Genomic DNA, 22,882 nt, shown 5'->3' on the forward strand with positions numbered 1-22,882 from the left:
CATATGCAACAAAATAGCAAAAATATGCGTTACTTTAAGTGTTTTTCATAGTAATAGATTTTTAGCCCAGCCCAAGCTTGTGAAAGTATGTGCTGGAAGAAGTGAAAGCGTTCGCTTCTGAAAGAAAAAGAGATTGCTTTTCCCCAGCAATCTCTTTTCATTTCACAAAAAATCCATTATTTTTGAGCGGACATTTGCCACACAACTTAAAAAAACGACACGTATGATTACCGCAGAAAACATCCTCCTCATCGGCTCTATCCTGATTTTCATCAGCATCCTCATCAGCAAAACCGGCTACAGGTTCGGCATTCCTACCCTGTTGCTTTTCCTTTTGGTGGGCATGCTTTTCGGAAGCGACGGACTAGGCATCCAGTTCAACAGCGCAGAAGACGCCCAATTCATCGGAATGATTTCCCTGAGCATTATCCTGTTCACGGGCGGAATGGACACACGCTTCCATGAAATCAAACCCGTCTTGACACAGGGCATACTGCTCTCCACCATAGGCGTGCTGCTCACTACCCTGCTGACCGGATGGTTCATTTATTACCTGTCGTGCCATACCCGTGCAGACATCCATGTGACCATGCTCGCCGGCATGCTACTTGCAGCCACCATGTCATCTACCGACTCGGCTTCGGTATTCAGCCTGCTTCGCTCGCAACGGATGAACCTGAAAGAAAACCTGCGCCCCATGCTGGAACTGGAAAGCGGAAGCAACGACCCCATGGCATACATGCTCACCATCGTGCTCATACAGGTCATCGGAAGCGGTTCAAACCTGGAAGCAGGCGTCATTGCACGCGACCTGCTCATGCAGTTTTTCTTCGGAGGAGTCATCGGCTATGCCGCAGGCAAGTTCGGTGTGTGGCTATTAAACCGCATCAATTTGCCCAACACCTCTCTCTACCCCATCCTGTTGCTAAGCATTGTCTTTATCACCTTCACCGCCACCGATTTAGTAAAAGGCAACGGATACCTGGCGGTTTACATAGTCGGAGTCATCGTGGGCAACGCACGCCTTGCCTCGCGAAAAGAAACACAGACTTTCATGGACGGCCTGACCTGGCTGGTACAAATCATCATGTTCATTGCCCTCGGATTGCTGGTCAACCCACACGAGATGATAGACATTGCAGGCGTAGCGTTGCTCATCGGCGTCTTCATGATTGTGGTGGCACGCCCTGTAAGCGTGTTCCTTTGCCTGCTGCCTTTCCGGAACATCTCCGGCAGGGCACGGGTTTTCGTGTCGTGGGTAGGGCTTCGCGGTGCCGTTCCCATCATCTTCGCCACCTATCCTGTCATAGCCCAAATACCCGGCTCGAACCAACTGTTCAACATCGTGTTCTTCATCACCCTCCTTTCACTTGTCATTCAGGGGATGAGTATTTCGCAAATGGCGCGCTGGCTCAAGCTCGATATTCCTCAAGAAAAAGAGGGGAACGAGTTCGGCGTAGAGCTTCCTGAAGAAATAGACACCCGCCTGGACGACCTGACCCTCACCGCTGACATGCTCAAGGAAGGAAACCGGCTGACCCACATCGACTTGCCCCAAGGCACATTGGTAATGCTGGTAAAGCGAGGAAACGAATTCATTATCCCCAACGGGCAAACAGAACTTCATGAAGGCGACAAGCTTTTGCTCATTTCTGAAAATAAACAGAAAAAGCGACAAAATACGTAAATAAGGAAATAAACCGAAGAGATTTTTTCCTTACCTTTGAGAAGTGTGGTGTCTCCAGCACACGGACGACACCGTGAAGTATAGGCAACTGTCAAATTTAAATCATACACTTATGGAAAACTATCTTTTCTGGATTGCTCCAGCCGCCTCGTTCCTGGCACTCGCCTTGGCGGCTTTCTTCTACAAGCAAATGAAAGGAGAAAGCGAAGGAACGCCCGAGATGCAAAAAATCGCCGAACACGTACGCCGCGGCGCGATGTCGTACCTCAAACAACAATACAAGGTAGTGACCTTGGTATTCATCGGACTTGCCCTCCTGTTTGCCATCATGGCTTACGGATTCAACCTGCAAAACCATTGGGTGCCCGTCGCTTTCCTCACGGGAGGTTTCTTCTCCGGACTCTCCGGATACTTGGGCATGAAGACCGCCACATACGCTTCGGCACGCACCGCCAATGCCGCCCGAAACTCGCTTGACAAAGGCTTGCGCATCGCCTTCCGGAGCGGAGCCGTAATGGGGCTGGTCGTGGTAGGATTAGGCTTATTCGATATCTCTTTCTGGTACCTGCTTTTAGAATGGTGCATCCCAGACGATATGCTCAACCCGACTTCGAAACTTTGTATTATCACCACCACAATGCTCACTTTCGGAATGGGAGCCTCTACGCAAGCGCTCTTCGCCCGTGTAGGCGGAGGTATCTATACGAAAGCCGCTGATGTGGGAGCCGACCTCGTAGGAAAAGTAGAAGCAGGTATTCCCGAAGACGACCCGCGCAATCCCGCCACCATTGCCGATAACGTAGGAGATAACGTAGGAGATGTAGCAGGCATGGGAGCCGACCTCTACGAATCCTATTGCGGCTCTATCCTTGCCACTGCCGCATTGGGGGCAGCAGCCTTCATCGGAAGCGGAGATACTGAAATGCAATTCAAAGCAGTCATCGCCCCGATGCTGATAGCCGCCATCGGCATCATCCTTTCCATCATTGGCATCTTCTCCGTACACACCCGCGAGAACGCCACAATGAAAGAACTCCTGAAAGCCCTCTCTACGGGTACCAACCTCAGTTCGTTCCTGATTGTCATCGGCACGTTCTTCATTCTTTGGCTGCTCGGATTAGACAACTGGGTAAACATTTCGTTAGCAGTGGTAGTAGGGCTTTTGGTAGGCATTGTCATCGGGCAGTCTACCGAATATTATACTTCGCAATCGTATAAACCGACAAAGAAACTTGCCGAAAGCGGAAAAACAGGTCCTGCCACGGTCATCATCTCCGGTATCGGATTGGGAATGATTTCCACTACTATCCCCGTCATAGCAGTTGTGGCCGGCATCATCCTCTCCTATTGGCTGGCTTCAGGATTCGACTTTACGAACATCAGCATGGGACTTTACGGCATCGGCATTGCGGCAGTAGGCATGCTCTCTACCTTGGGCATCACCCTTGCTACAGATGCTTACGGACCGATAGCCGACAATGCAGGAGGAAACGCCGAAATGAGTAAATTAGGTGAAGAAGTGCGCCGGCGCACCGATGCGCTCGACTCGTTGGGCAACACCACCGCTGCCACAGGAAAAGGATTTGCCATCGGGTCGGCTGCCCTTACGGGACTTTCCTTACTGGCATCCTACATCGAGGAAGTGCGCATCGGGCTTAACCGCATTGGCACTGCCATCCTAGAACTTCCAAACGGCATCGAAGTAGCCGTTCACGAAGCAGGATTAGATGACTTTATGATTTATTACGATGTAACGCTGATGAACCCGAAAGTATTGTCGGGCATGTTCATCGGAAGCATGATGGCGTTTCTCTTCTGCGGACTTACGATGAATGCCGTAGGACGTGCCGCCTCGCGCATGGTGGAAGAAGTGCGCCGCCAATTCCGTGAAATCAAAGGAATCCTCACAGGAGAAGCCGAACCCGACTATGCCCGTTGTGTACAAATCTCCACGCAAGGAGCACAACGTGAAATGGTATTCCCTTCCCTGCTTGCCATCATTGCTCCGGTAGCTACAGGCTTGCTCTTCGGCGTGCCGGGTGTCATCGGCTTGCTGATAGGCGGTCTTTCCGCAGGATTCGTGCTTGCTATCTTTATGGCAAATGCCGGAGGAGCCTGGGACAATGCCAAGAAATACATCGAGGAAGGGAACTTCGGAGGAAAAGGTAGTGAAGTTCATCGTGCCACAGTAGTAGGAGACACGGTAGGTGACCCGTTCAAGGATACATCCGGTCCCAGCCTCAACATCCTTGTAAAGCTAATGAGCATGGTCGCCATCGTCATGGCAGGGCTTACTGTAGCATGGAGTCTGTTCTAAATCTCTAAAAAACAAAATCTTATTTCAACGCAAATTAACGCAGATTGAGAGTATATTAAACAAAGGAGTCATGCAGATCGAAACAAAGATACTCATATGCATCAACTTACATTTTTGAGGTATTTCAACGCATTCCCTTAGACAAAAATGAAAACCAATTTTATTTCAGCACACTCTCAACCTGCGTTAATCTGCGTTAGGAAAAACACACGCTTACAACCTGTCCTTTGTCAAGATATCGCAATGATGCGCTTGAAGCACTTCCAGGCAATGCGTCAAGTCGTTGGGCTTAATAACCACGTTCGCACGGTCGTTTTGCGCGAAAGCGTACATATACTCGATAAAGATTTGCTTTTGCGCCAAATATTCCAAGATGACTGCTAACGAACCGGGCACATTTTCGCAACTCAGGCAGACCACATCGGTAGACATTACCGCAAAATCATGCGAGCGGAGCACTTCTACCGCCTTGTCCACATCGGATACAATCAGACGGAGAATTCCGAAATCTGCCGTTTCTGCCATGCTGAATGCGTGCATGTTAATATCGTTCGCGCCTAACGTACGAACCACTTCATTGATACGTCCGGTCTTATTCTCCAGAAAGACCGATAATTGTTTGATTGTCATATATTCGAATAATTAATAATTAAACAATTAATAATTAATAGTTGATAACGGGATAGGTGAATATCTGCCGTTATTAATTATTAACTATTCATTATCCGTTAAAAACGTCCGTTTGTCTATCACCCGTTGTGATTTGCCCTGACTCCGCTGAATGCTGTTCGGCTCCATCAGCTTCACATCCGCACTAATGGAGAGGACACTTTTCAGCTTGTCCGACAAAAGTTTCTTCAGATTCAGCATGGAGGCAATGTCATCGCTGAAATAATCGCGCCGCACTTCTACCTGCACTTGTAAAGTATCGAGATTGTTCACCCGGTCTACCACCAGCATGTAACGCGGTTCGAACTCCTTCATGCTCAATATCACACTTTCTACCTGCGACGGGAATACATTGATACCCCGGATAATCAGCATATCATCGCTACGTCCCATTATCGGAGTCATCCGCACGCTGGTCCGTCCGCACGGACATATACCCGGCATCAAAGAGGTAAGGTCTTTCGTACGGTAACGCAACAAAGGCATCCCCTCTTTGGTAAGCGTAGTAAACACCAATTCCCCTTGTTGCCCGTATGGAAGCGGAGCCAAGGTCTCAGGATTGATGATTTCAGGATAGAAATGGTCCTCCTGGATGTGCGAGCCGTTTTGTTCCTCACATTCGCATGATACGCCCGGTCCCATAATCTCACTCAACCCGTAGAGATTGTAAGCCTTTAAGCCCAAACGTTCCTGTATCTCCTGACGCATGTGCTCGGTCCACGGCTCTGCGCCGAAAGCACCAATGCGAAGACTCAGTTCGTTCTTGTCGATGCCCATCTTATCCACGGTCTCTGCCAGATAAAGGGCATACGAAGGCGTACAGGCAATGCCAGTGATATGCAGGTCGCGAATCAGGCGGACATGCTTCTCTGTATTACCCGTAGAGGCAGGTATTACCGTAGCTCCCAAATTCTCCACACCGTAATGCGCTCCCAAGCCTCCGGTAAACAAACCGTATCCATAGCTCACGGAGAAGGTATCTTCGCGGGTCACGCCATACGCCGACAAGCAACGTGACATCACTTCCGACCACACCGCCAAGTCCTTGCGGGTATAGCCTACGATGGTAGGATTACCCGTCGTACCCGATGAAGCGTGCACACGCACTACTTCCGACTTTGGCGCCGCCATCAGCCCGTAAGGATAATTATCACGCAAATCCTGTTTGGTAGTAAAAGGCAATTTCACGATATCATCAATGCTTCGGATATCTTCAGGCATCAAGTCCATCTCTTGCATCTTGTGCCGATAAAAAGGCACATTGTGGTAAACATACGCAACCAATTTCTGCAACCGTTTACCTTGCAGCTCACGCAATTGCTCGCGAGGCATACACTCTTTGTTCGGATTCCAAATCATTTAATCAGTTAATAATTAATAGTTAATAATTAATAATTAATAGCCCGGCATGATGCTTTGTTATCAATCTGTCACGCTGGATTTGCAATCCCGCGTAAACGAACCCGCGGATTTATAGTCAATCAGAAATGGATTGCGAAAAATCCGTTAATCCTTTATATTGAACACAGAGGCACAGAGGCACGGAGAAATAAATATATAGAGAAGGTAAAGACCATAGAGCCAGACTTTTACTCTGTGAACTCTGTTCTCTCAAAAAATAAAGCTCTGTGTCTTTGTGTCTCTGTGTTCCATTCCATTTTTTCGCAAACCAATTTTGTTTTACTATATAATCCGCATCATCGGCAAATGGTTTCAGACTATAAAGCCCAATCCTTCAATTACACCGGATTACACGAATGTCAGGCGAAGCGATTCTTCATTCTTAATTCTTCATTAATTATGTTGTGGTCCTTACGAAACGCTTTCATCCGCTCTTCCAAAACAGGATAAAGCGCCTCACGCATCCGCGAAGTGCAGGCACGTACTCCTTGCTGCTCGCTTCCGGTAGTGGAAAGCGAAATGCTGCTCACCCCATAATACATTAACTCTAAAAGCAATTCACCTCCCGTCATGCCCGGATAACCGAGGGTGAAGAAGAAGCCGTCTCCCACTTGTTGGGTCACATCACGGTCGTATACAATGGTAAAGCCGTTATCTGTAAATATCTTCTTCATCCGGCTGGCACGGCGTTCATACTCACGCACGTCTTCAACGAAATTAATTTCGCCTGACACCGAACGTTCCAGCATCTCCGCCATTCCGTATTGGGTAGTGGCAGTACAGCCCGATGTAATCATGTACAAGATAGAAGCGATAAACGTAGGGCCGAACACGCCTGAATCTTCGTACCGCTCTGCCAATGCCGGATATTGCTTGTCGAAGAGCACGTCGGAAATGCAAGCCAAGGCGATACGTTGCCCCGCATAGCTGAATATCTTCGAGGCGGAAAGCATCAGGATGTAATTATCCGTATAACGAGCCACCGTAGGTACAAAAGGCGGCTGGTACGGACGCCCGTATTCATGACGGAAGTCCATACAGAAATACGCCTGGTCTTCCATCACCACCGCATCGTATCGCGTGGCAAGTTCACCGATGATTTTCAACTCTTCCTCTTCCAGACATATCCACGCCGGATTGTTCGGGTTAGAATACACAATGGCGGCTATGTCTCCTTTCGAAAGATAGCTTTCCAATTTCGCACGGAGCGGTTCGCCCCGGAAATCGTGAATATCGAAATATTCCCATCCAATGCCCAAGATGCGCAACTGGGATTTTTGAATAGGGAAACCCGGGTCGATGAAAAGCACTTTATTCTTTCCCGGAATGCGTTGCGTACAAGCGATAAACGCTCCGAACGATGCCGCTACAGAACCCGTAGTAGGCACACACGCACGGGGAGATATATCAATATTAATAAAAGCCTTCACGAAGCGGGACGCCGCTTTCTTCAATTCGGGCACACCCGCCGCGGCAGGATATTGCGCTCCCAAACCAGCGTCCAACGCTTTCTTCTCGGCTTCGATGCCTACCTTATTGGCAGGCAAACCGGGCGACCCCTGGTCCATACGGATAAAAGGGATGCCGGTCAGTTCTTCCAAACGGGAAGCCACCAACAGCACGTCTCCGATGGTAGCATTCTGCAGGTCGGCAACTTTCATCTCGCGCGCCACATCCGCTACCAATTCCTTGCTAAATACACTGCTCATATTTTATATTTACGATTTTAGTATGTACGATTTACTATTAATCAGGAGTTAAGGAGTTAAAAGGGAGTTAGAAGGAGTTAAGCCAATACATTCACTCCTACTTCCACCAACCAAACTATTGGCTTAACTCCTAACGGAGCGTAGCGGAGTGATAACTCCTTTTAACTCCTTAATTCCTGATTGACATAAATTGTCAAATAGTAAATAAAATCACCCTTTCAACTTTCTCACATAATCGCGTCCAAGGTCGAAGGCACGATAGTTCATCTCGACCACTTCCTCGCCTTTCGATGCAAAGATGCGCCCTACGCTTTCACGCAAGGTAGATACATCTAATATCTGAAGGAAAGCAGCGGCGGCACCCAACAAGATGACATTCGCCGAACGAGGGACATGGTTTTCTTTCGCCAGTCCTTCCACATCGAGCGACACCACGTGAGGCTGGGCATTCAACTCATCCGCCAACGCCTGCTCGTCGGGATAATTAGGGATGTTCTTAAACGGAGCGGACGAAGTGATAATCCATCCGTCTTTTGAAAGATAAGGCAAATAGCGCAATGCCTCCATCGGCTCCAGGGAAATAATCATGTCTGCCGTGCCCAAAGCGATAAGGTCGGAAGCGATAGGTCCGTCCGAAAGACGGAGATTCGACTGTACGTCTCCCCCACGCTGGCTCATTCCGTGCACTTCCGCTTGCTTCAAGGTCAGCCCCATACGGGTGGCAGCTTCTCCGATAATGGTAGCGATGGACAAGATTCCTTGCCCGCCCACTCCTGAAAGTATAATATCTGTTTTCATTTTTTCTCTGCTTTTTTCTTTTTCAACTTACGGTTCAATGTCTGAATGCACTCACGGCGCGGGATGATAACCGATACCCCCTTGTATTCGATTTCCTCACGGATAATGCGGGTAATCTCTTCCATGTTCTTCGGAAGCGGCACTACCACACGCACGTGCTCCGGCTCCACACCCAATCCCAGGCAAATGGCTTCGAACTTGTTGGTGCCCGCCGAATCTTGCCCGCCCGTCATAGCCGTGGTCAGGTTATCCGAAATAACCACAACGATATTCGCTTTATCGTTCACCGCATCCAACAGGCCCGTCATGCCCGAATGGGTAAAGGTAGAGTCGCCAATGATAGCGATAGCCGGGAATTGCCCCGCATCTGCCGCACCCTTCGCCATGGTGATAGAAGCTCCCATATCCACGCAACTGTTCAAGGCACGGAACGGAGGCAATGCGCCCAAGGTATAGCACCCGATATCACCGAATATCTTCGCGTCGGGATATTCCGCCGCAACCTTGTTCAAGGCATCATACACATCCCGATGTCCGCACCCTACGCACAGGGCAGGCGGACGGGGAACCACGTTTTGGGCAGCTGCATAGACTTCGGCACCCGGTATGCCCAAAGCCGCCTTCACGCTATCGGGAGTCAATTCTCCGGTACGGGGCAGGTCACCGCTCAAGCGTCCTTTCACAATGTATTTCGTCGGAAGCAGTCCCTTCAACTGTTCTTCTACGAAGGGTTGCCCGTCTTCTACCACCAATATCTCCTTGCACGAATCCGCCAAACGGGTGAGCTGTTCTATCGGGAGCGGGTATTGCGAAACCTTCACTATCGGCCACGGACATCCGGCAGGGTAATTCTCCATGACATAATTATAGCCGATGCCACACGCCACGATGCCCCGTTCGGCAATATTTTTCCCAAGTTCCGATTTATTATAAGGAGAAGATTCAGAGAGAGCCAATAATTGAGGTTGGGCGGAAACGACTTCCAAATAACGCCGGCGGGCATTGGCAGGAAGCAAGACCCAATCCGCCGGAACGGATTTCCGACCCGTACAAGTGACTTCACTGAACTCCGCCTTCACCTGCACCGCGGCACGCGAATGCGCCAAGCGGGTGACAATGCGCATCAGAACGGGCAATTTTTCCCGCTCAGACAACTCGTAGGCATACGCCATCATGTCGTACGCCTCTTGTTGCGATGAAGGTTCGAGGACAGGCACCATGGCAAATTTGCCATAGAAGCGCGAATCCTGCTCGTTTTGCGACGAATGCATCGTGGGGTCATCGGCAGCCAACACCACGATGCCTCCGTTAACACCTGTAATTGCCGAGTTCACAAAAGCGTCGGCACATACGTTCATTCCCACATGTTTCATACAGACCAACGCCCGCTTGCCCATATACGATACACCCAAAGCCGCCTCCATGGCGGTTTTCTCGTTCGTGCACCAACTGCTGTGCAAGCCTCTCTCCTTCGCCAAAGGCGAATCCTGTATGTATTCCGTTATCTCAGTCGAGGGAGTTCCCGGATAAGCATATACTCCGGAAATCCCCGCATGAATGGCACCCAAAGCTATCGCCTGGTCGCCCAATAATAAAAGTTTACCGCTGTTATTCATATCTTCTATTTTTTCACCACAGATTACACAGATTTTAAAATATTTCCTCTATGCACTTCTATAGCAAACTTTTGATTTTTAATTCTCAATATTCAATATTCCAAATCTGTGTAATCTGTGGTGAGAGAAAACTCATCCGCATCATCCAGTACGGGGAATTTCTTGCGGAACGCTTCCAATTCTCCCATGTCAATCAAAGCTCCGGCACATTCCTCTTGTCCGTCGGCACATGCCGCAAGCGTATGCCCATAAGGGCTGATGACGGCACTCCCCCCGCAATATTCACAATACGGGTCTTTCCCCACCCGGTTTACGGCTACCACGTAACACTGGTTCTCAATGGCACGGGCACGAAGCAACGCCTTCCAAGCCTCTACGCGCGGCGTAGGCCAGCTTGCCACGTAAAGGATGGCATCATAATCCCCCTGGTTGCGTGACCACACGGGGAAACGCAGGTCATAGCATACCTCAAGCAGGAAACGCACGCCACGGAACGGCACAACGACACGTTCGTTTCCCGGCGTATAATGCTTATCCTCGCCTCCATACGTAAACAAATGCTTCTTATTATACCAACGCGCCTTCCCGTCGGGAGTGACAAAATAGAACCGATTATAATATTTTCCTTCTTCCTCAACGGCAATGCTTCCCGCCAAGGCACAGTCTTTTTCCTCCGCCTTCCGCTTCATCCACCGGAGGGTATCGCTATCCACCGGTTCCGCTACCCCTTCGGGCTGCGTACAAAAGCCGGTAGAAAACATTTCGGGAAAGACATACAAGTCTGCGCCCGGCTGTGCATCGAGCATCCCGTCCAAATGCAGCCGGTTTGCCTCCGGGTCAGCCCAACAAATATCTGCCTGTAGAATGATTACTTTCATGCTTTTCATATTTAGAAACGCCCAAAGGTAACAAAATAATCATTATACCCCAATAATACGAACAAAAATTTACACACAAAAACGCACTTATATGCACCGGTTCATGAATATAAGTCCATGAACCGGTGCATATAAGTGCATAAAGCCACGCAACCGCCTTCGCAGCCCTTCCCCATCAGGCACACCGGGAAAGGCAAAGAATCAATGCCCGAAACGGTACAGGCTACACCCCAAATAAAACAAATACAAAGCAGCTGCAAGAAGCATCATGCATACCACCAGCCACGGTTTGGGTTTCCCTATAAAAAGACCAGCATCCATATTTCTTCTTTTTTTCCGCAAAAGTAAACGCAGGATGTCACAAACCTGTTTCAAACACATGACAATCCTGCATTTGCATAATGAAGAGAAAAAACGTATCTTTGCCTCCCGAATCCCGACATAAGAAAACATGAAAAAGAAAACGCTATTCATTGCCATCGGCATCGTGCTCCTCGTGGCGGCATGCGGCATCGTCACCGCATACACCTGCATCCTCAACCGCCCCCTGAAAATAGAGAAGCCCACCTTTATATATATAGATACCGATGACAACATCGACTCGGTCTGCTACAAACTGGAGCACCAGCTGCTGGCTTCCCGCATCACAGGATTCCGCATGCTGGCTTCATACACCCATTATGCCGAGAACATCCATACCGGAGCCTACCGGTTCGCACCGGAAGAACGCACATGGCATATCTTCCGGCGCCTGCAAGCCGGAAACCAGACCCCGGTAAGGCTCACGGTTCCCAGCGTCCGGACCATCGGAATGTTATGCAAGGCGGTATCGCGCCAGATTATGGCAGACTCCGCCGATATAGCTTCCCTGCTGGCAGACAGCACGTACCGCGCTTCGCTGGGATATACCGCCTATACCCTTCCGGCATTGTTCATCCCCAATACGTACGAAGTGTATTGGAACATCGGAGCCAAAGAGTTCGTTTCCCGGATGCAAAAAGAGCACAAACGGTTCTGGAACGAACAACGGACGACTCAAGCCAAAGCCATCGGGCTAACCCCTGACGAAGTCAGCACACTGGCATCCATCGTAGAAGAAGAAACGGCAAACCAGGCTGAAAAACCCGTCATAGCAGGCCTTTACATCAACCGCCTTCACCGCGGCATGCTCTTGCAAGCCGACCCTACCGTAAAGTTCGGGCTTCAGGCATTCGGCTTGCGCCGCATCCTCAACAAGCACCTGGAATACGACAGCCCTTACAATACGTATAAATACACCGGGCTTCCTCCCGGCCCCATCCGCATCCCCAGCATCCAAGGACTGGAAAGCGTGCTGCATTATACTCATCATGACTATCTGTACATGTGCGCCAAAGAAGATTTTTCGGGTACACACAATTTCGCCCGCACCCTACAGCAGCATCTTGCCAATGCCCGCCGATACCAGCAGGCACTGAACCGAAGAAATATCCGATAACTTTGCCGGATTCTATCAGAAAATGCTAACTTTGCGCATTATTTAATCCTTTGAATATGAATTGGAGAAAAGCAATCCTGCTGGCAGGAGCATGCGCCTTAAACGTTCCTCTCTTTGCCCAGCAAGCACACTCAGACTTGACATACCGTATCGAAGCGAGCGGTAATCTTTCGAACGGGACATACGCGCCGCTCTGGCTCACAGCCAACCGATACGGATTATCCAGCCAGGAGCCGAACAGCGGCTATATTCGGGCAGGAATCCTTTACGATAAAGAACTGAAACGCCATTGGCATCTCAAAGCCGGGCTTGACCTGGCGGGTGCTGCAAACCAGACCTCAGACTTTGTTATCCAACAAGCCTTTGCCGATATCTCGTGGAAATTCCTGCGCCTAAGCATCGGAAGCAAGGAACGGAACGGATTCCCCTTGGACAAAAACACCCGCTTGAGCAGCGGCATGATGGTAGAAGGTCCCAATGCGCGCCCTGTGCCGCAAGTACGGATAGACATACCTGACTATCTCGTCATCCCCCAAACAGGCAACTGGCTGGCATTAAAAGGGCACATTGCCTACGGAGCCTTTACCGACGAAAACTGGCAAGAGAGCTTTGCCTCGTCCGGAAACACATGGGGCAAACGCATATTCTATCATAGCAAATCTTTGATGTTCCGTATCGGGAATCGGGAGAAGTTTCCCATGGAATTTGAATTAGGTCTGCTCATGGCTGCCCAATTCGCCGGAGACCAAATGCGCAAGAATGCGGACGGGACCAGCACCGTCATGGTAAACATGCCCGACGGATGGAAAAGTTTCGTAAAAGCCTTCATCCCGATGAGCGGAGGAAGCGACACGCCTTGGGGCGATCAGGTGAACGTAGAAGGCAACCATTTGGGAAGCTGGAACTTTGCGCTTACCTATTATCTCAACGACTGGAAATTCCGTGCATATTTAGAGCATTATTTCGATGACCATTCCCAAATGGTATGGGAATACGGACGCTGGAAAGACGGACAATTGGGCATTGACATTACATTCCCCCAAAACCGGTGGATAAGTGCCGTGGTGTGGGAAGCGATGTCAACCAAGCAACAAACCGGCCCCATCCTCTACGATGACTTTGCCGGCACGCTGGGATATCAGGTCAGCGCAAGCGATAATTACTACAACAATTATTGCTATCAGGCATGGCAACATTGGGGGCAAGGCATGGGCAATCCGCTTCTGCCAGGCCCTATATATAATAAGGATGGGAAAATCACTTTCAAGAGCAACCGCGTGCGTTCACACCATTTGGGCTTCGAAGGCGACCCCAGTCCGGAATGGAACTACCGGGTGCTGATTTCATTTGCCCGCCATTGGGGTACATACGCTACCCCGCTTGACAAACAACGGAAACAATTCAGTTCGCTATATGAAATCACCTACCTTCCTGCATGGGCAAACGGATGGAGTGCCACATTGGGCATGGGGCTTGACCGAGGGAACTATTTAGAGAACTCTACCGGAGGCATCTTGACCATTCGGAAAACGGGAAGAATATTTTGAGTTTGTAAGTTTTTGAGTTTGTAAGTCATGAAAACCATTTATATCCTATTAATTGCCAGCCTTGCCTTGCTGGCATCTTCTTGCGAAAAAAAGCCTATCGATGGAGACATTGAAGGTATGTGGAAGATGAAGCAATTTACCACTCTTGCGGACGGCATTGTCCATGACGAGTGTCCGCGTATTTTTTTCAGCATCCAGCTCAACGTTGTGGAACTGGCAGAAAAACAATGCACACATGGGTACGGAACCTTTATCGGCCACATATATTATAATGAAGACCATAGTGCCTTAACCATGCAAGACTTTAAGTTCCGGGAGTCAACGGGAGATAACGGAGAAAACGTACCGGCAGAAAGGCTTTTGCCATACGGCATCAATACGCTTGAAACCACTTTCAAAGTCTTGAAAGCAGACGGCAGGCATCTGGTATTACAATCCGATTACGCGACATTGGAGTTTACAAGTTTCTAACGGGCACGGGCGTTCGTGCCCGCCTTCATGTACGCCCGTATCTGCTCTCGTGTATGCCCGCATCCGCTTTCGTGGGCATTCACGGTTTGCAAATTGTTCCATAAATAAGAAAATAACGGGCTGTCCGGCAGATAAAATCAAGAGAACAAAACAGAAAACCCGACCTCTATCCTCAATTTTCAATTCTCAATTCGTTTGTGCTTCCAAGATTTTCTTTATCTTTGCAACAAACAATAATACATCCAACTAATATATTCAATAATGAAAAACAGTAAAGAACTTATGAACCGTGCGGCTGATAACATCCGCATTTTAGCTGCATCAATGGTAGAAAAAGCAAAATCCGGACACCCCGGAGGTGCCATGGGCGGTGCAGACTTTGTAAATGTACTGTTCTCTGAGTTTTTAACTTACGACCCTGAAAATCCCCGCTGGGAAGGAAGAGACCGTTTCTTTCTCGACCCCGGACATATGTCTCCGATGTTGTATTCTGTATTGGCATTGACCGGAAAATTTACCATGGACGAACTGCAGCAGTTCCGCCAATGGGGAAGCCCTACTCCGGGACACCCTGAAGTAGATGTAATGAGAGGCATTGAAAATACTTCCGGACCGCTGGGGCAAGGACATACTTTTGCCGTAGGTGCCGCTATCGCTGCCAAATTCTTGAAAGCCCGTTTGGGTGACGTAATGAATCAGACAATTTACGCTTACATCTCAGACGGAGGTGTACAGGAAGAAATCTCTCAAGGTTCCGGACGTATCGCCGGACATTTGGGACTGGACAACCTGATTATGTTCTACGACTCGAACGACATCCAATTGTCTACCGAATGCAAAGACGTGACCGATGAAAATGTTGCCAAGAAATACGAAGCGTGGGGCTGGAAAGTCATCACCATCAACGGCAATGATGCCGATGAAATCCGTGCAGCTTTGACTGAAGCAAAAGCCGTAACTGGACAACCGACTTTGATTATCGGAAAGACCATCATGGGTAAAGGCGCCCGTAAGGCAGACAACAGCAGCTACGAACACAATTGCGCCACACACGGCGCTCCGCTTGGAGGTGATGCTTACGTCAATACCATCAAGAACTTGGGCGGTGACCCTGAAAATCCATTCCAGATATTCCCTGAAGTAGCAGAACTCTATGCCAAACGCCGCGAAGAACTGAAAACCATCGTGAGCGAACGCTATGCAGCAAAAGCCGAATGGGCAAAGGCTAATCCGGAGCTGGCTGCCAAAATGGAAGACTGGTTCTCGGGCAAAGCTCCGCAAGTTAATTGGGAAGCGATTCAACAAAAGGCAGGTTCGGCTACCCGTGCCGCATCGGCAACTGTGCTCGGCGCTTTGGCAGAACAGGTAGAAAACATGGTATGCGCATCTGCCGACCTTTCTAACTCTGACAAGACCGACGGTTTCCTGAAGAAAACCCATGCGTTTACCAAGAATGACTTCAGCGGTGCATTCTTCCAAGCCGGCGTATCCGAACTGACCATGGCATGCTGTTGCATCGGTATGGCGTTACACGGAGGCGTTATCCCTGCATGCGGTACGTTCTTCGTATTCTCCGATTATATGAAACCTGCCGTACGTATGGCTGCACTGATGGAAACTCCGGTAAAATTTATTTGGACACACGACGCCTTTCGTGTAGGCGAAGACGGTCCGACTCACGAACCGGTAGAACAAGAAGCACAAATCCGCCTGATGGAAAAACTGAAAAACCACAAAGGACACAACTCCATGCTGGTTCTCCGTCCGGCAGACTGCGAAGAGACGACTCAGGCATGGAAGCTGGCAATGGAAAATACGGCTACACCTACTGCGCTGATTTTCTCACGCCAGAATATTGCGAACTTACCCGAAGGCAACGACTATACACAAACCGCTAAGGGAGCTTACATCGTAGCCGGTTCTGACGAAAATCCGGATGTAATTCTGGTGGCTTCAGGCTCCGAAGTATCTACACTGGTAGCCGGAACAGAACTTCTCCGCAAAGACGGCATCAAGGTACGCATCGTTTCCGCTCCTTCAGAAGGCTTGTTCCGTAACCAAAGCAAAGCATATCAGGAAAGCGTCCTTCCTGCCGGAGTAAAGAAATTCGGCCTGACCGCCGGACTTCCTGTCAACTTGCTCGGACTGGTAGGCACAGACGGAAAGATTTGGGGACTGGAATCATTCGGCTTCTCTGCTCCATACAAAGTATTGGACGAAAAGCTGGGATTCACCGCCGAAAATGTGTACAACCAAGTAAAAGCCATGCTCTGACAAATAACTGTTGTTTAAGTTTTTGAGTTTGCAGGCTTGTAAGTTATAGTCAATCCGAAATGAATTGCGATATTTACAATTCCAAGTAGAGACGTCACATTGTGGCGTCTCTATTACACGCATTACTTTCGTTAATCAAATTCTGTTTGACTATAGGACTTAAAAACTTAAAAACTCACAAACTTAGAGTCTGTTTAAATTTTGCTCAGGTTAATTTGCGAATTGTTTTCGAGGATGTTTTTCTGATTTTATGAGGAGGATAGCGGGTATCTGACGAATAAAATCGGGAAAACAGACCGGAAACAAACGCAAAAGAACCTGATAGAATATTACTTTATTGGAAAATTTAAACAGGCTCTTAGAAACTTAAAAACTCAAGACTCATGAAAGTGATTGGATTGGCTTCCGACCATGCCGGATTTGAATTGAAACAATACGTAAAGCAATGGCTCGAAGCAAAAGGCTGGGAATACAAAGATTTCGGAACCTATACTGCCGAGAGTTGCGACTATGCAGACTTCGCACACCCGTTGGCGCTTGCTGTGGAAGCAGGCGAATGTTATCCGGGCATAGCCATTTGCGGAAGTGGAGAAGGCATCGGCATGACCTTGAACAAGCATCAAGGCATACGTGCTGCCCTATGCTGGATTCCTGAAATCGCACATTTGGCCCGCCAGCACAACGACGCGAACGTATTGGTTATGCCGGGACGTTTTATCGATACAAACATGGCGGATAAAATCATGACCGAATTCTTCAATACCGCTTTTGAAGGAGGACGTCATCAAAGACGTATTGAAAAGATGCCGGTACGCTAACTCCGGCATGCTCCATATACCAGACACAGAGACACAAAGATGCTGAGGCTTTATGAATTGCAAATCTTCCTCAGTGCCTTTGTGTCTCTGTGTTTTTCTGCTTTTCTGATAGTCTTTTTGTATTATTTATAGCAGAAGGTGAGCTTGTTTTCCTTTTTCTTCCTATATTTGCTCTCCATAATAATCAATCAAATCATAGCATCATGAAAAAACTATTGCTCATCCTTTTGATATGTTTGCCTCTTACCGGCATAGCTAAGGATAAAAACGACAATTCAAATCCCAAGTATCTGGCTGGAGCCGTGACATTGACCGACGGGAAGGTCACTTTTACCAAAGAAATCAAAGCGCCCGGTTTATCCCGCTCGGCTATCTTCGACCAATTATTGAAATGGGCTCAAGAACGGTTTAAACCCGATGGCAAACTGAACAGCTTTGTGGCTTACACCAACGAAGAAGCCGGAGAAATCGCCGTACAAGCGGAAGAATACCTCGTATTTTCTTCTTCAGCCTTATCGCTCGACCGTACCCGCATCTACTACCAATTCTTTATTTATGCGGAAGAAGGCGTATGCAACATAGAAATGACCCGTATCCGTTACTGGTATGACGAGGCGCGCGACGGAGGCGAAAAATATACAGCCGAAGAATGGATTACCGATGACATGGCCCTGAACAAGAAACAGACCAAGCTGGCTCCTATCTGCGGCAAGTTCCGCCGTGAAACCATTGACCTGAAAGACCAGCTGTTCCAACAAGTAGCTGATGCACTGGGACAGAAATTGTTGACTGCCGAAGTACCTGCACCCCAAGCACAACAACCGGTTCCAGCCGTTGTTCCGCAACAACCTGTACAGACCGTACCTGCTTCTACAGGCGAACTGAAAGAAGTGAGCATCGAACAGCTTCCGTCTAATATGAATGAACTGGCAGCCCAAGGACGCATTACCCTGACAGCCGAAAACGGCGAGACAATCGACATCAAAGCGGAAAACTGGAGTGGATTCGGAAAGATGTTCACCAAAAACGTAGCTTACATCCTCTTCGACCAAAGCCGCATTGCTGCCACCGCATTAATGGAGCAAAGCAATACGTATACGGTTTCCTTCTATCTCAACCAAAGTGCCCAGCCGGCAATCGTCATTTCCTGCAAAAAAGCAATGGCGCAAAAGATGACTGCCGAAGAGCTGAAATCATTGAACCAGACGGTGGATGCTTCGAAACAATACACCATGTATATCGGAGAAATCACAAAAGCGGAAATGAGATAACCTGTGGCGAAAAACATAAAAACATGAAAAGACATCTGTTAATCTTTACGCTGGCACTTCTGGGCTTCGTGTCCGGAAGCGCCAACCCTGCCGATGACATGCGGATCATGAAACGCGACTCGATTCTAGCACAAATCACCGGAGCGACAATTCCCGAAAAGGAATGGCTCATTACTTCTTTCGGCGCCAAAGGTGACGGGAAGAAAGACTGTAAACCGGCTTTTGATAAAGCCATGAAGCGTGCAGCCAAATCCGGCGGCGCGCACATTGTGGTGCCAGCCGGCGAATACAAGCTAAATGGTCCCATCCATTTCGTAAGCAATGTATGCCTGGAACTGCAGGAAGGAGCCGTTCTGAAATTCGCTCCGGAACCCGAATATTACCTGCCCTTGGTCAAAACCAGTTGGGAAGGCACATTCTTGCAGAATTACAGCCCTTTCATTTATGGCTACCAACTGGAAAACATTTCCATTATCGGCAAAGGAACCATAGACGGCAATGCCGGAAGCACATTTGCCACTTGGAAGAGCCAGCAAAAGAAAGGACAACAGCTAAGCCGGGACATGAACCACAACGAAACGCCGGTAGAAGAGCGGAACTTTGGCGAGGGATATTATCTCCGCCCGCAACTCATCCAGTTCTTCGCTTGTAAAAACATTACACTGGAAGGCGTATTCATTACCAACTCCCCTTTCTGGTGCATCCACCTGTTGAAGTCGGAAAACATCATTTGCCGCGGCTTGCGCTACGATGCGAAATTGGTAAACAACGATGGCATCGACCCCGAATTTACCCGCAACTTATTGATTGAAAACATCGAATTCAACAACGGTGACGACAATGTAGCGATTAAATGCGGACGCGACAACGACGGATGGACTACTGCCCGCCCATCGGAAAACATCATCATCCGCAATTGCAAGTTCAAAGGGCTGCATGGAGTGGTTTTAGGCAGCGAAATGTCGGCAGGCGTGCAAAATGTATTTATAGAAAACTGCACCTATGGCGGTTACTGCAAACGGGGCATCTACATTAAGACCAATCCCGACAGAGGCGGATTTATCCGGAACATCTATGTCAACAATTGCCGGTTCGGCGAAGTAGAAGACTTGTTTTATGCCACCTCCATGTATGCAGGAGAAGGCATGGACAACACCCATTTTACCGAAGTGCACGACATTTATGTAAAGGACGTTACATGCCAGAAAGCCTCAGCCGCTGCGCTCGTATTGCAAGGCACCACCGTCAAGCCCATCTACAACGTCCGCTTTGAAAACGTCAATGTAGACCAAGCAGGCATCGGGCTTAGTTTTTCGAATACCGAAGACATCATTCTGAAAAACTGCAACCTGGGCGGCTATGTCGGAGTCCCTTCCACAGCCAGTGCCAAAGACAATATCTTCAATAAGTAAAAACCGAAGTATCCCGGCGTTACATTTATCCTGATACAAAAAATTACAATAAGATGGCATAGATGATTTATTGATTATCTCTATGCCATCTTATTTTTGAAGGGCATTACTGAATGTCCCTTTCGTAATAATTCACAGATTAATCCCCATACATCCGGGCACGCATTTCCCTGATATGGTCAGATGTAATGTATTCATCGTATTCCATCATCTTATCGATGATACCGTTGGGTGTCAGCTCGATAATACGGTTTGCCACGGTTTCGATAAATTCATGGTCGTGTGAAGCAAAGAGCACATTTCCTTTATAAATCTTCAAATTGTTGTTAAACGCCTGAATGGATTCCAAATCCAAATGGTTGGTAGGCGTATCCAGAATCAGGCAGTTCGCATTGCGAAGCTGCATCCGGGCTATCATACAACGCATCTTCTCTCCTCCCGAAAGGACATTGACTTTCTTCAACACTTCTTCGCCTGAGAAAAGCATGCGCCCCAAAAAGCTTTTCATATAGACTTCATTCCCTTCCCCGTACTGGCTCAGCCATTCAACCAAATTCAAATCACTGTTGAAATAATCGGTATTATCCAAAGGAAGGTATGCAGTAGTAATTGTTACGCCCCAATTGTAATGCCCAGCCTGAGGCTTCCGGTTTCCGTTGATAATCTCGAACAAAGCCGTCATGGCACGCGGGTCACGGCTCAAGAATACAATCTTGTCTCCTTTTTCTACAGTAAAGTTGACATCATTGAAGAGCAAGACCCCGTCCTCGGTTTCAGCACGCAAACCCGACACCTCCAATATCTGGTTGCCCGGCTCACGCTCCATGGTAAAGATAATACCCGGATATTTACGCGATGATGGCTTGATTTCGTCTACATTCAGTTTCTCCAACATCTTCTTGCGGCTGGTAGTCTGCTTGGATTTCGCCACATTTGCCGAAAAGCGGCGGATAAACTCTTCCAGTTCTTTCCGTTTTTCTTCCGCTTTCGCCTTCTGATTCTGTTGCTGGCGCAAAGCCAACTGGCTGGATTCGTACCAGAAACTATAGTTTCCGGCAAACAAATTCACTTTGCCGAAGTCGATATCGACCGTATGGGTGCAGACCGAATCAAGGAAATGCCGGTCGTGACTTACCACCAATACCGTATGCTCGAAATCGGCAAGGTAGTTCTCCAGCCATGTTACGGTATCCATATCCAAGTCATTGGTAGGCTCGTCGAGCAACAAATTGTCCGGATTCCCAAACAAAGCCTGCGCCAACATCACACGCACTTTCTCCTTTCCGCTCAGGTCGCCCATCAGCATCGAGTGTTTGTCTTCCTTGACCCCCAACCCACTTAGCAGGATTGCCGCATCGCTCTCGGCATTCCAGCCTTCCAGCTCGGCGAACTTTTCTTCCAGTTCTGCCGCCTTCAGCCCGTCTTCGTCTGTAAAGTCGGCTTTTGCATATAATGCTTCCCGCTGCTTCATGATATCCCACAAAACCGAATGTCCCATCAAGACCGTATCAAGCACCGTATAGGCATCAAACTTAAAGTGGTCTTGGCTTAATACCGAAAGACGCTCGCCCGGTCCCAAGGTCACGCTTCCCTTCGTAGGCTCCAACTCTCCCGAAATCACTTTCAGGAAAGTAGATTTTCCGGCACCGTTTGCACCGATAATACCATAAATATTCCCATTGGTGAACTTCATGTTCACATCGTTATACAACACCCTTTTACCAAATTGAACGGCAACGTTTGAAACTGTTATCATCTTATTATACCTATTATATATAAATTCGGGCACAAAGATAAGAAAAAAAAGGCAAACGAACCGTCTATATTCTGCCAGTCTGACAAAAATTCACTACCTTTGCGTCCGTTTTTTACGGCTTCTACAGTTAGGCACAGATTTTGTAGGGGACAAAAGAAAAGCGAAATAATAAAAATACAATATCATCATGAGCACAAACAATCACAACGAAGAAGAAGAGTTGAAACAAAACCAGGCTGCTGCAGAACAAGCAGAAACACAAGCTGAAGAAACTCAAAATAAAGAAGAGGCTAACGAAGAACTGACCAGCGAACAAAAACTGGAAAAAGAACTGGAAGCCGCCAACAAGACTATCGAAGAGCAAAAAGACAAATACCTGCGCCTGTCCGCTGAGTTTGACAACTACCGCAAACGTACCATGAAGGAAAAGGCGGAACTCATCAAGAACGGGGGAGAAAAGGCTATCAGCGCCATCCTTCCCATATTGGACGACATGGAACGGGCTTTGCAAAACGCACAAAAGTCGGAAGACATTCAGGCAGTATGCGAAGGTATCGAACTGATATCCCAAAAGTTCCAAAAGGTGCTGGCGCAAGAAGGGCTTGAGAAAATGGAACCGGTAGGCGAAGCGTTCGACACAGATTTCCACGAGGCAGTGGCTTTGGTTCCTGCCCCAAGCGAAGAGCAGAAAGGAAAAGTATTGGATTGCGTACAGACCGGATATAAATTGAACGATAAAGTAATCCGCCACGCAAAAGTTGTAGTTGCACAATAAATAAAA

Annotated in this window: 17 protein-coding genes; 10 read left to right on the plus strand and 7 right to left on the minus strand. The window is 48.4% G+C overall.

Features of this window, described 5'->3' with window-relative positions; genetic code table 11:
- The first annotated feature begins 223 nt into the window (after positions 1-223).
- Together BACSA_RS04540 and BACSA_RS04545 are read left to right on the plus strand one after the other, a co-directional pair.
- Entirely contained in the window at positions 224-1,687 is a 1,464-nt protein-coding gene (locus BACSA_RS04540) for a potassium/proton antiporter (protein ID WP_013616941.1), read from the plus strand.
- A 112-nt stretch (positions 1,688-1,799) separates the two neighbouring features.
- Complete coding sequence (locus BACSA_RS04545) at positions 1,800-4,004, plus strand: sodium-translocating pyrophosphatase (protein ID WP_013616942.1); 2,205 nt, start codon at positions 1,800-1,802, stop codon at positions 4,002-4,004.
- Between the two features lie 213 nt (positions 4,005-4,217).
- Here the strand turns inward: BACSA_RS04545 and BACSA_RS04550 are convergent, their stop codons facing one another.
- The 6 genes from BACSA_RS04550 to BACSA_RS04575 form a co-directional block, all read right to left on the minus strand.
- Positions 4,218-4,634: an amino acid-binding protein gene (locus tag BACSA_RS04550; protein WP_013616943.1), complete on the minus strand. Its 417-nt coding sequence runs from the start codon at positions 4,632-4,634 to the stop codon at positions 4,218-4,220.
- Between the two features lie 84 nt (positions 4,635-4,718).
- Positions 4,719-6,032, minus strand: a complete 1,314-nt coding sequence (locus BACSA_RS04555; protein ID WP_013616944.1) for a phenylacetate--CoA ligase family protein — start codon at positions 6,030-6,032, stop codon at positions 4,719-4,721.
- 401 nt (positions 6,033-6,433) lie between these two features.
- Positions 6,434-7,783, minus strand: a complete 1,350-nt coding sequence (locus BACSA_RS04560; RefSeq protein WP_013616945.1) for an aminotransferase class I/II-fold pyridoxal phosphate-dependent enzyme — start codon at positions 7,781-7,783, stop codon at positions 6,434-6,436.
- A gap of 210 nt (positions 7,784-7,993) precedes the next feature.
- A complete protein-coding gene (locus BACSA_RS04565) occupies positions 7,994-8,581 on the minus strand; it encodes an indolepyruvate oxidoreductase subunit beta (RefSeq protein ID WP_013616946.1) in 588 nt (195 codons plus the stop codon).
- Positions 8,578-10,197: a thiamine pyrophosphate-dependent enzyme gene (locus tag BACSA_RS04570; RefSeq protein WP_013616947.1), complete on the minus strand. Its 1,620-nt coding sequence runs from the start codon at positions 10,195-10,197 to the stop codon at positions 8,578-8,580. Before BACSA_RS04570 ends, BACSA_RS04565 begins: the two co-directional genes overlap by 4 nt.
- 92 nt (positions 10,198-10,289) lie before the next feature.
- Complete coding sequence (locus tag BACSA_RS04575) at positions 10,290-11,075, minus strand: amidohydrolase (RefSeq protein WP_013616948.1); 786 nt, start codon at positions 11,073-11,075, stop codon at positions 10,290-10,292.
- Between the two features lie 451 nt (positions 11,076-11,526).
- On the opposite strand from BACSA_RS04575, the gene mltG reads away from it, so the two are divergent.
- The 7 genes from mltG to BACSA_RS04610 all read left to right on the plus strand — a co-directional run bounded on the left by mltG (position 11,527) and on the right by BACSA_RS04610 (position 20,345).
- Positions 11,527-12,552: an endolytic transglycosylase MltG gene (gene mltG / locus BACSA_RS04580; protein ID WP_013616949.1), complete on the plus strand. Its 1,026-nt coding sequence runs from the start codon at positions 11,527-11,529 to the stop codon at positions 12,550-12,552.
- Positions 12,553-12,608: 56 nt separating this feature from the next.
- Positions 12,609-14,099: a capsule assembly Wzi family protein gene (locus BACSA_RS04585; protein ID WP_013616950.1), complete on the plus strand. Its 1,491-nt coding sequence runs from the start codon at positions 12,609-12,611 to the stop codon at positions 14,097-14,099.
- A 27-nt stretch (positions 14,100-14,126) separates the two neighbouring features.
- On the plus strand, positions 14,127-14,570 hold the full coding sequence (locus BACSA_RS04590) for a lipocalin-like domain-containing protein (protein WP_013616951.1): 444 nt from the start codon (positions 14,127-14,129) through the stop codon (positions 14,568-14,570).
- 261 nt (positions 14,571-14,831) lie between these two features.
- A complete protein-coding gene (locus BACSA_RS04595; protein WP_013616952.1) occupies positions 14,832-16,844 on the plus strand; it encodes a transketolase family protein in 2,013 nt (670 codons plus the stop codon).
- A gap of 383 nt (positions 16,845-17,227) precedes the next feature.
- On the plus strand, positions 17,228-17,662 hold the full coding sequence (gene rpiB, locus BACSA_RS04600) for a ribose 5-phosphate isomerase B (protein ID WP_013616953.1): 435 nt from the start codon (positions 17,228-17,230) through the stop codon (positions 17,660-17,662).
- Between the two features lie 203 nt (positions 17,663-17,865).
- Positions 17,866-18,933 carry a DUF4468 domain-containing protein gene (locus BACSA_RS04605; protein ID WP_013616954.1) on the plus strand — a complete coding sequence of 356 codons (1,068 nt, stop codon included), beginning with the start codon at positions 17,866-17,868 and terminating at the stop codon, positions 18,931-18,933.
- Between the two features lie 98 nt (positions 18,934-19,031).
- Complete coding sequence (locus BACSA_RS04610; protein ID WP_316928576.1) at positions 19,032-20,345, plus strand: glycoside hydrolase family 28 protein; 1,314 nt, start codon at positions 19,032-19,034, stop codon at positions 20,343-20,345.
- A gap of 139 nt (positions 20,346-20,484) precedes the next feature.
- On the opposite strand, the gene BACSA_RS04615 is transcribed toward BACSA_RS04610, so the two are convergent.
- Entirely contained in the window at positions 20,485-22,101 is a 1,617-nt protein-coding gene (locus BACSA_RS04615; RefSeq protein ID WP_013616956.1) for an ABC-F family ATP-binding cassette domain-containing protein, read from the minus strand.
- A gap of 187 nt (positions 22,102-22,288) precedes the next feature.
- Here BACSA_RS04615 and BACSA_RS04620 point away from each other — a divergent pair, with 187 nt between their 5' ends.
- A complete protein-coding gene (locus tag BACSA_RS04620) occupies positions 22,289-22,876 on the plus strand; it encodes a nucleotide exchange factor GrpE (protein ID WP_013616957.1) in 588 nt (195 codons plus the stop codon).
- The last annotated feature ends 6 nt before the right edge of the window (positions 22,877-22,882 follow it).

The sequence above is a fragment of the Phocaeicola salanitronis DSM 18170 genome, from assembly GCF_000190575.1.
In the GTDB taxonomy this organism is placed as follows: Bacteria; Bacteroidota; Bacteroidia; order Bacteroidales; family Bacteroidaceae; genus Phocaeicola; species Phocaeicola salanitronis.

Coding starts and splice junctions, on each gene's coding strand:
- BACSA_RS04540 (WP_013616941.1), top strand. CDS start 224: ATGATTACCGCAGAAAACATCCTCCTCATCGGCTCTATCCTGATTTTC.
- BACSA_RS04545 (WP_013616942.1), top strand. CDS start 1,800: ATGGAAAACTATCTTTTCTGGATTGCTCCAGCCGCCTCGTTCCTGGCA.
- BACSA_RS04550 (WP_013616943.1), bottom strand. CDS start 4,634: ATGACAATCAAACAATTATCGGTCTTTCTGGAGAATAAGACCGGACGT.
- BACSA_RS04555 (WP_013616944.1), bottom strand. CDS start 6,032: ATGATTTGGAATCCGAACAAAGAGTGTATGCCTCGCGAGCAATTGCGT.
- BACSA_RS04560 (WP_013616945.1), bottom strand. CDS start 7,783: ATGAGCAGTGTATTTAGCAAGGAATTGGTAGCGGATGTGGCGCGCGAG.
- BACSA_RS04565 (WP_013616946.1), bottom strand. CDS start 8,581: ATGAAAACAGATATTATACTTTCAGGAGTGGGCGGGCAAGGAATCTTG.
- BACSA_RS04570 (WP_013616947.1), bottom strand. CDS start 10,197: ATGAATAACAGCGGTAAACTTTTATTATTGGGCGACCAGGCGATAGCT.
- BACSA_RS04575 (WP_013616948.1), bottom strand. CDS start 11,075: ATGAAAGTAATCATTCTACAGGCAGATATTTGTTGGGCTGACCCGGAG.
- mltG (WP_013616949.1), top strand. CDS start 11,527: ATGAAAAAGAAAACGCTATTCATTGCCATCGGCATCGTGCTCCTCGTG.
- BACSA_RS04585 (WP_013616950.1), top strand. CDS start 12,609: ATGAATTGGAGAAAAGCAATCCTGCTGGCAGGAGCATGCGCCTTAAAC.
- BACSA_RS04590 (WP_013616951.1), top strand. CDS start 14,127: ATGAAAACCATTTATATCCTATTAATTGCCAGCCTTGCCTTGCTGGCA.
- BACSA_RS04595 (WP_013616952.1), top strand. CDS start 14,832: ATGAAAAACAGTAAAGAACTTATGAACCGTGCGGCTGATAACATCCGC.
- rpiB (WP_013616953.1), top strand. CDS start 17,228: ATGAAAGTGATTGGATTGGCTTCCGACCATGCCGGATTTGAATTGAAA.
- BACSA_RS04605 (WP_013616954.1), top strand. CDS start 17,866: ATGAAAAAACTATTGCTCATCCTTTTGATATGTTTGCCTCTTACCGGC.
- BACSA_RS04610 (WP_316928576.1), top strand. CDS start 19,032: ATGCGGATCATGAAACGCGACTCGATTCTAGCACAAATCACCGGAGCG.
- BACSA_RS04615 (WP_013616956.1), bottom strand. CDS start 22,101: ATGATAACAGTTTCAAACGTTGCCGTTCAATTTGGTAAAAGGGTGTTG.
- BACSA_RS04620 (WP_013616957.1), top strand. CDS start 22,289: ATGAGCACAAACAATCACAACGAAGAAGAAGAGTTGAAACAAAACCAG.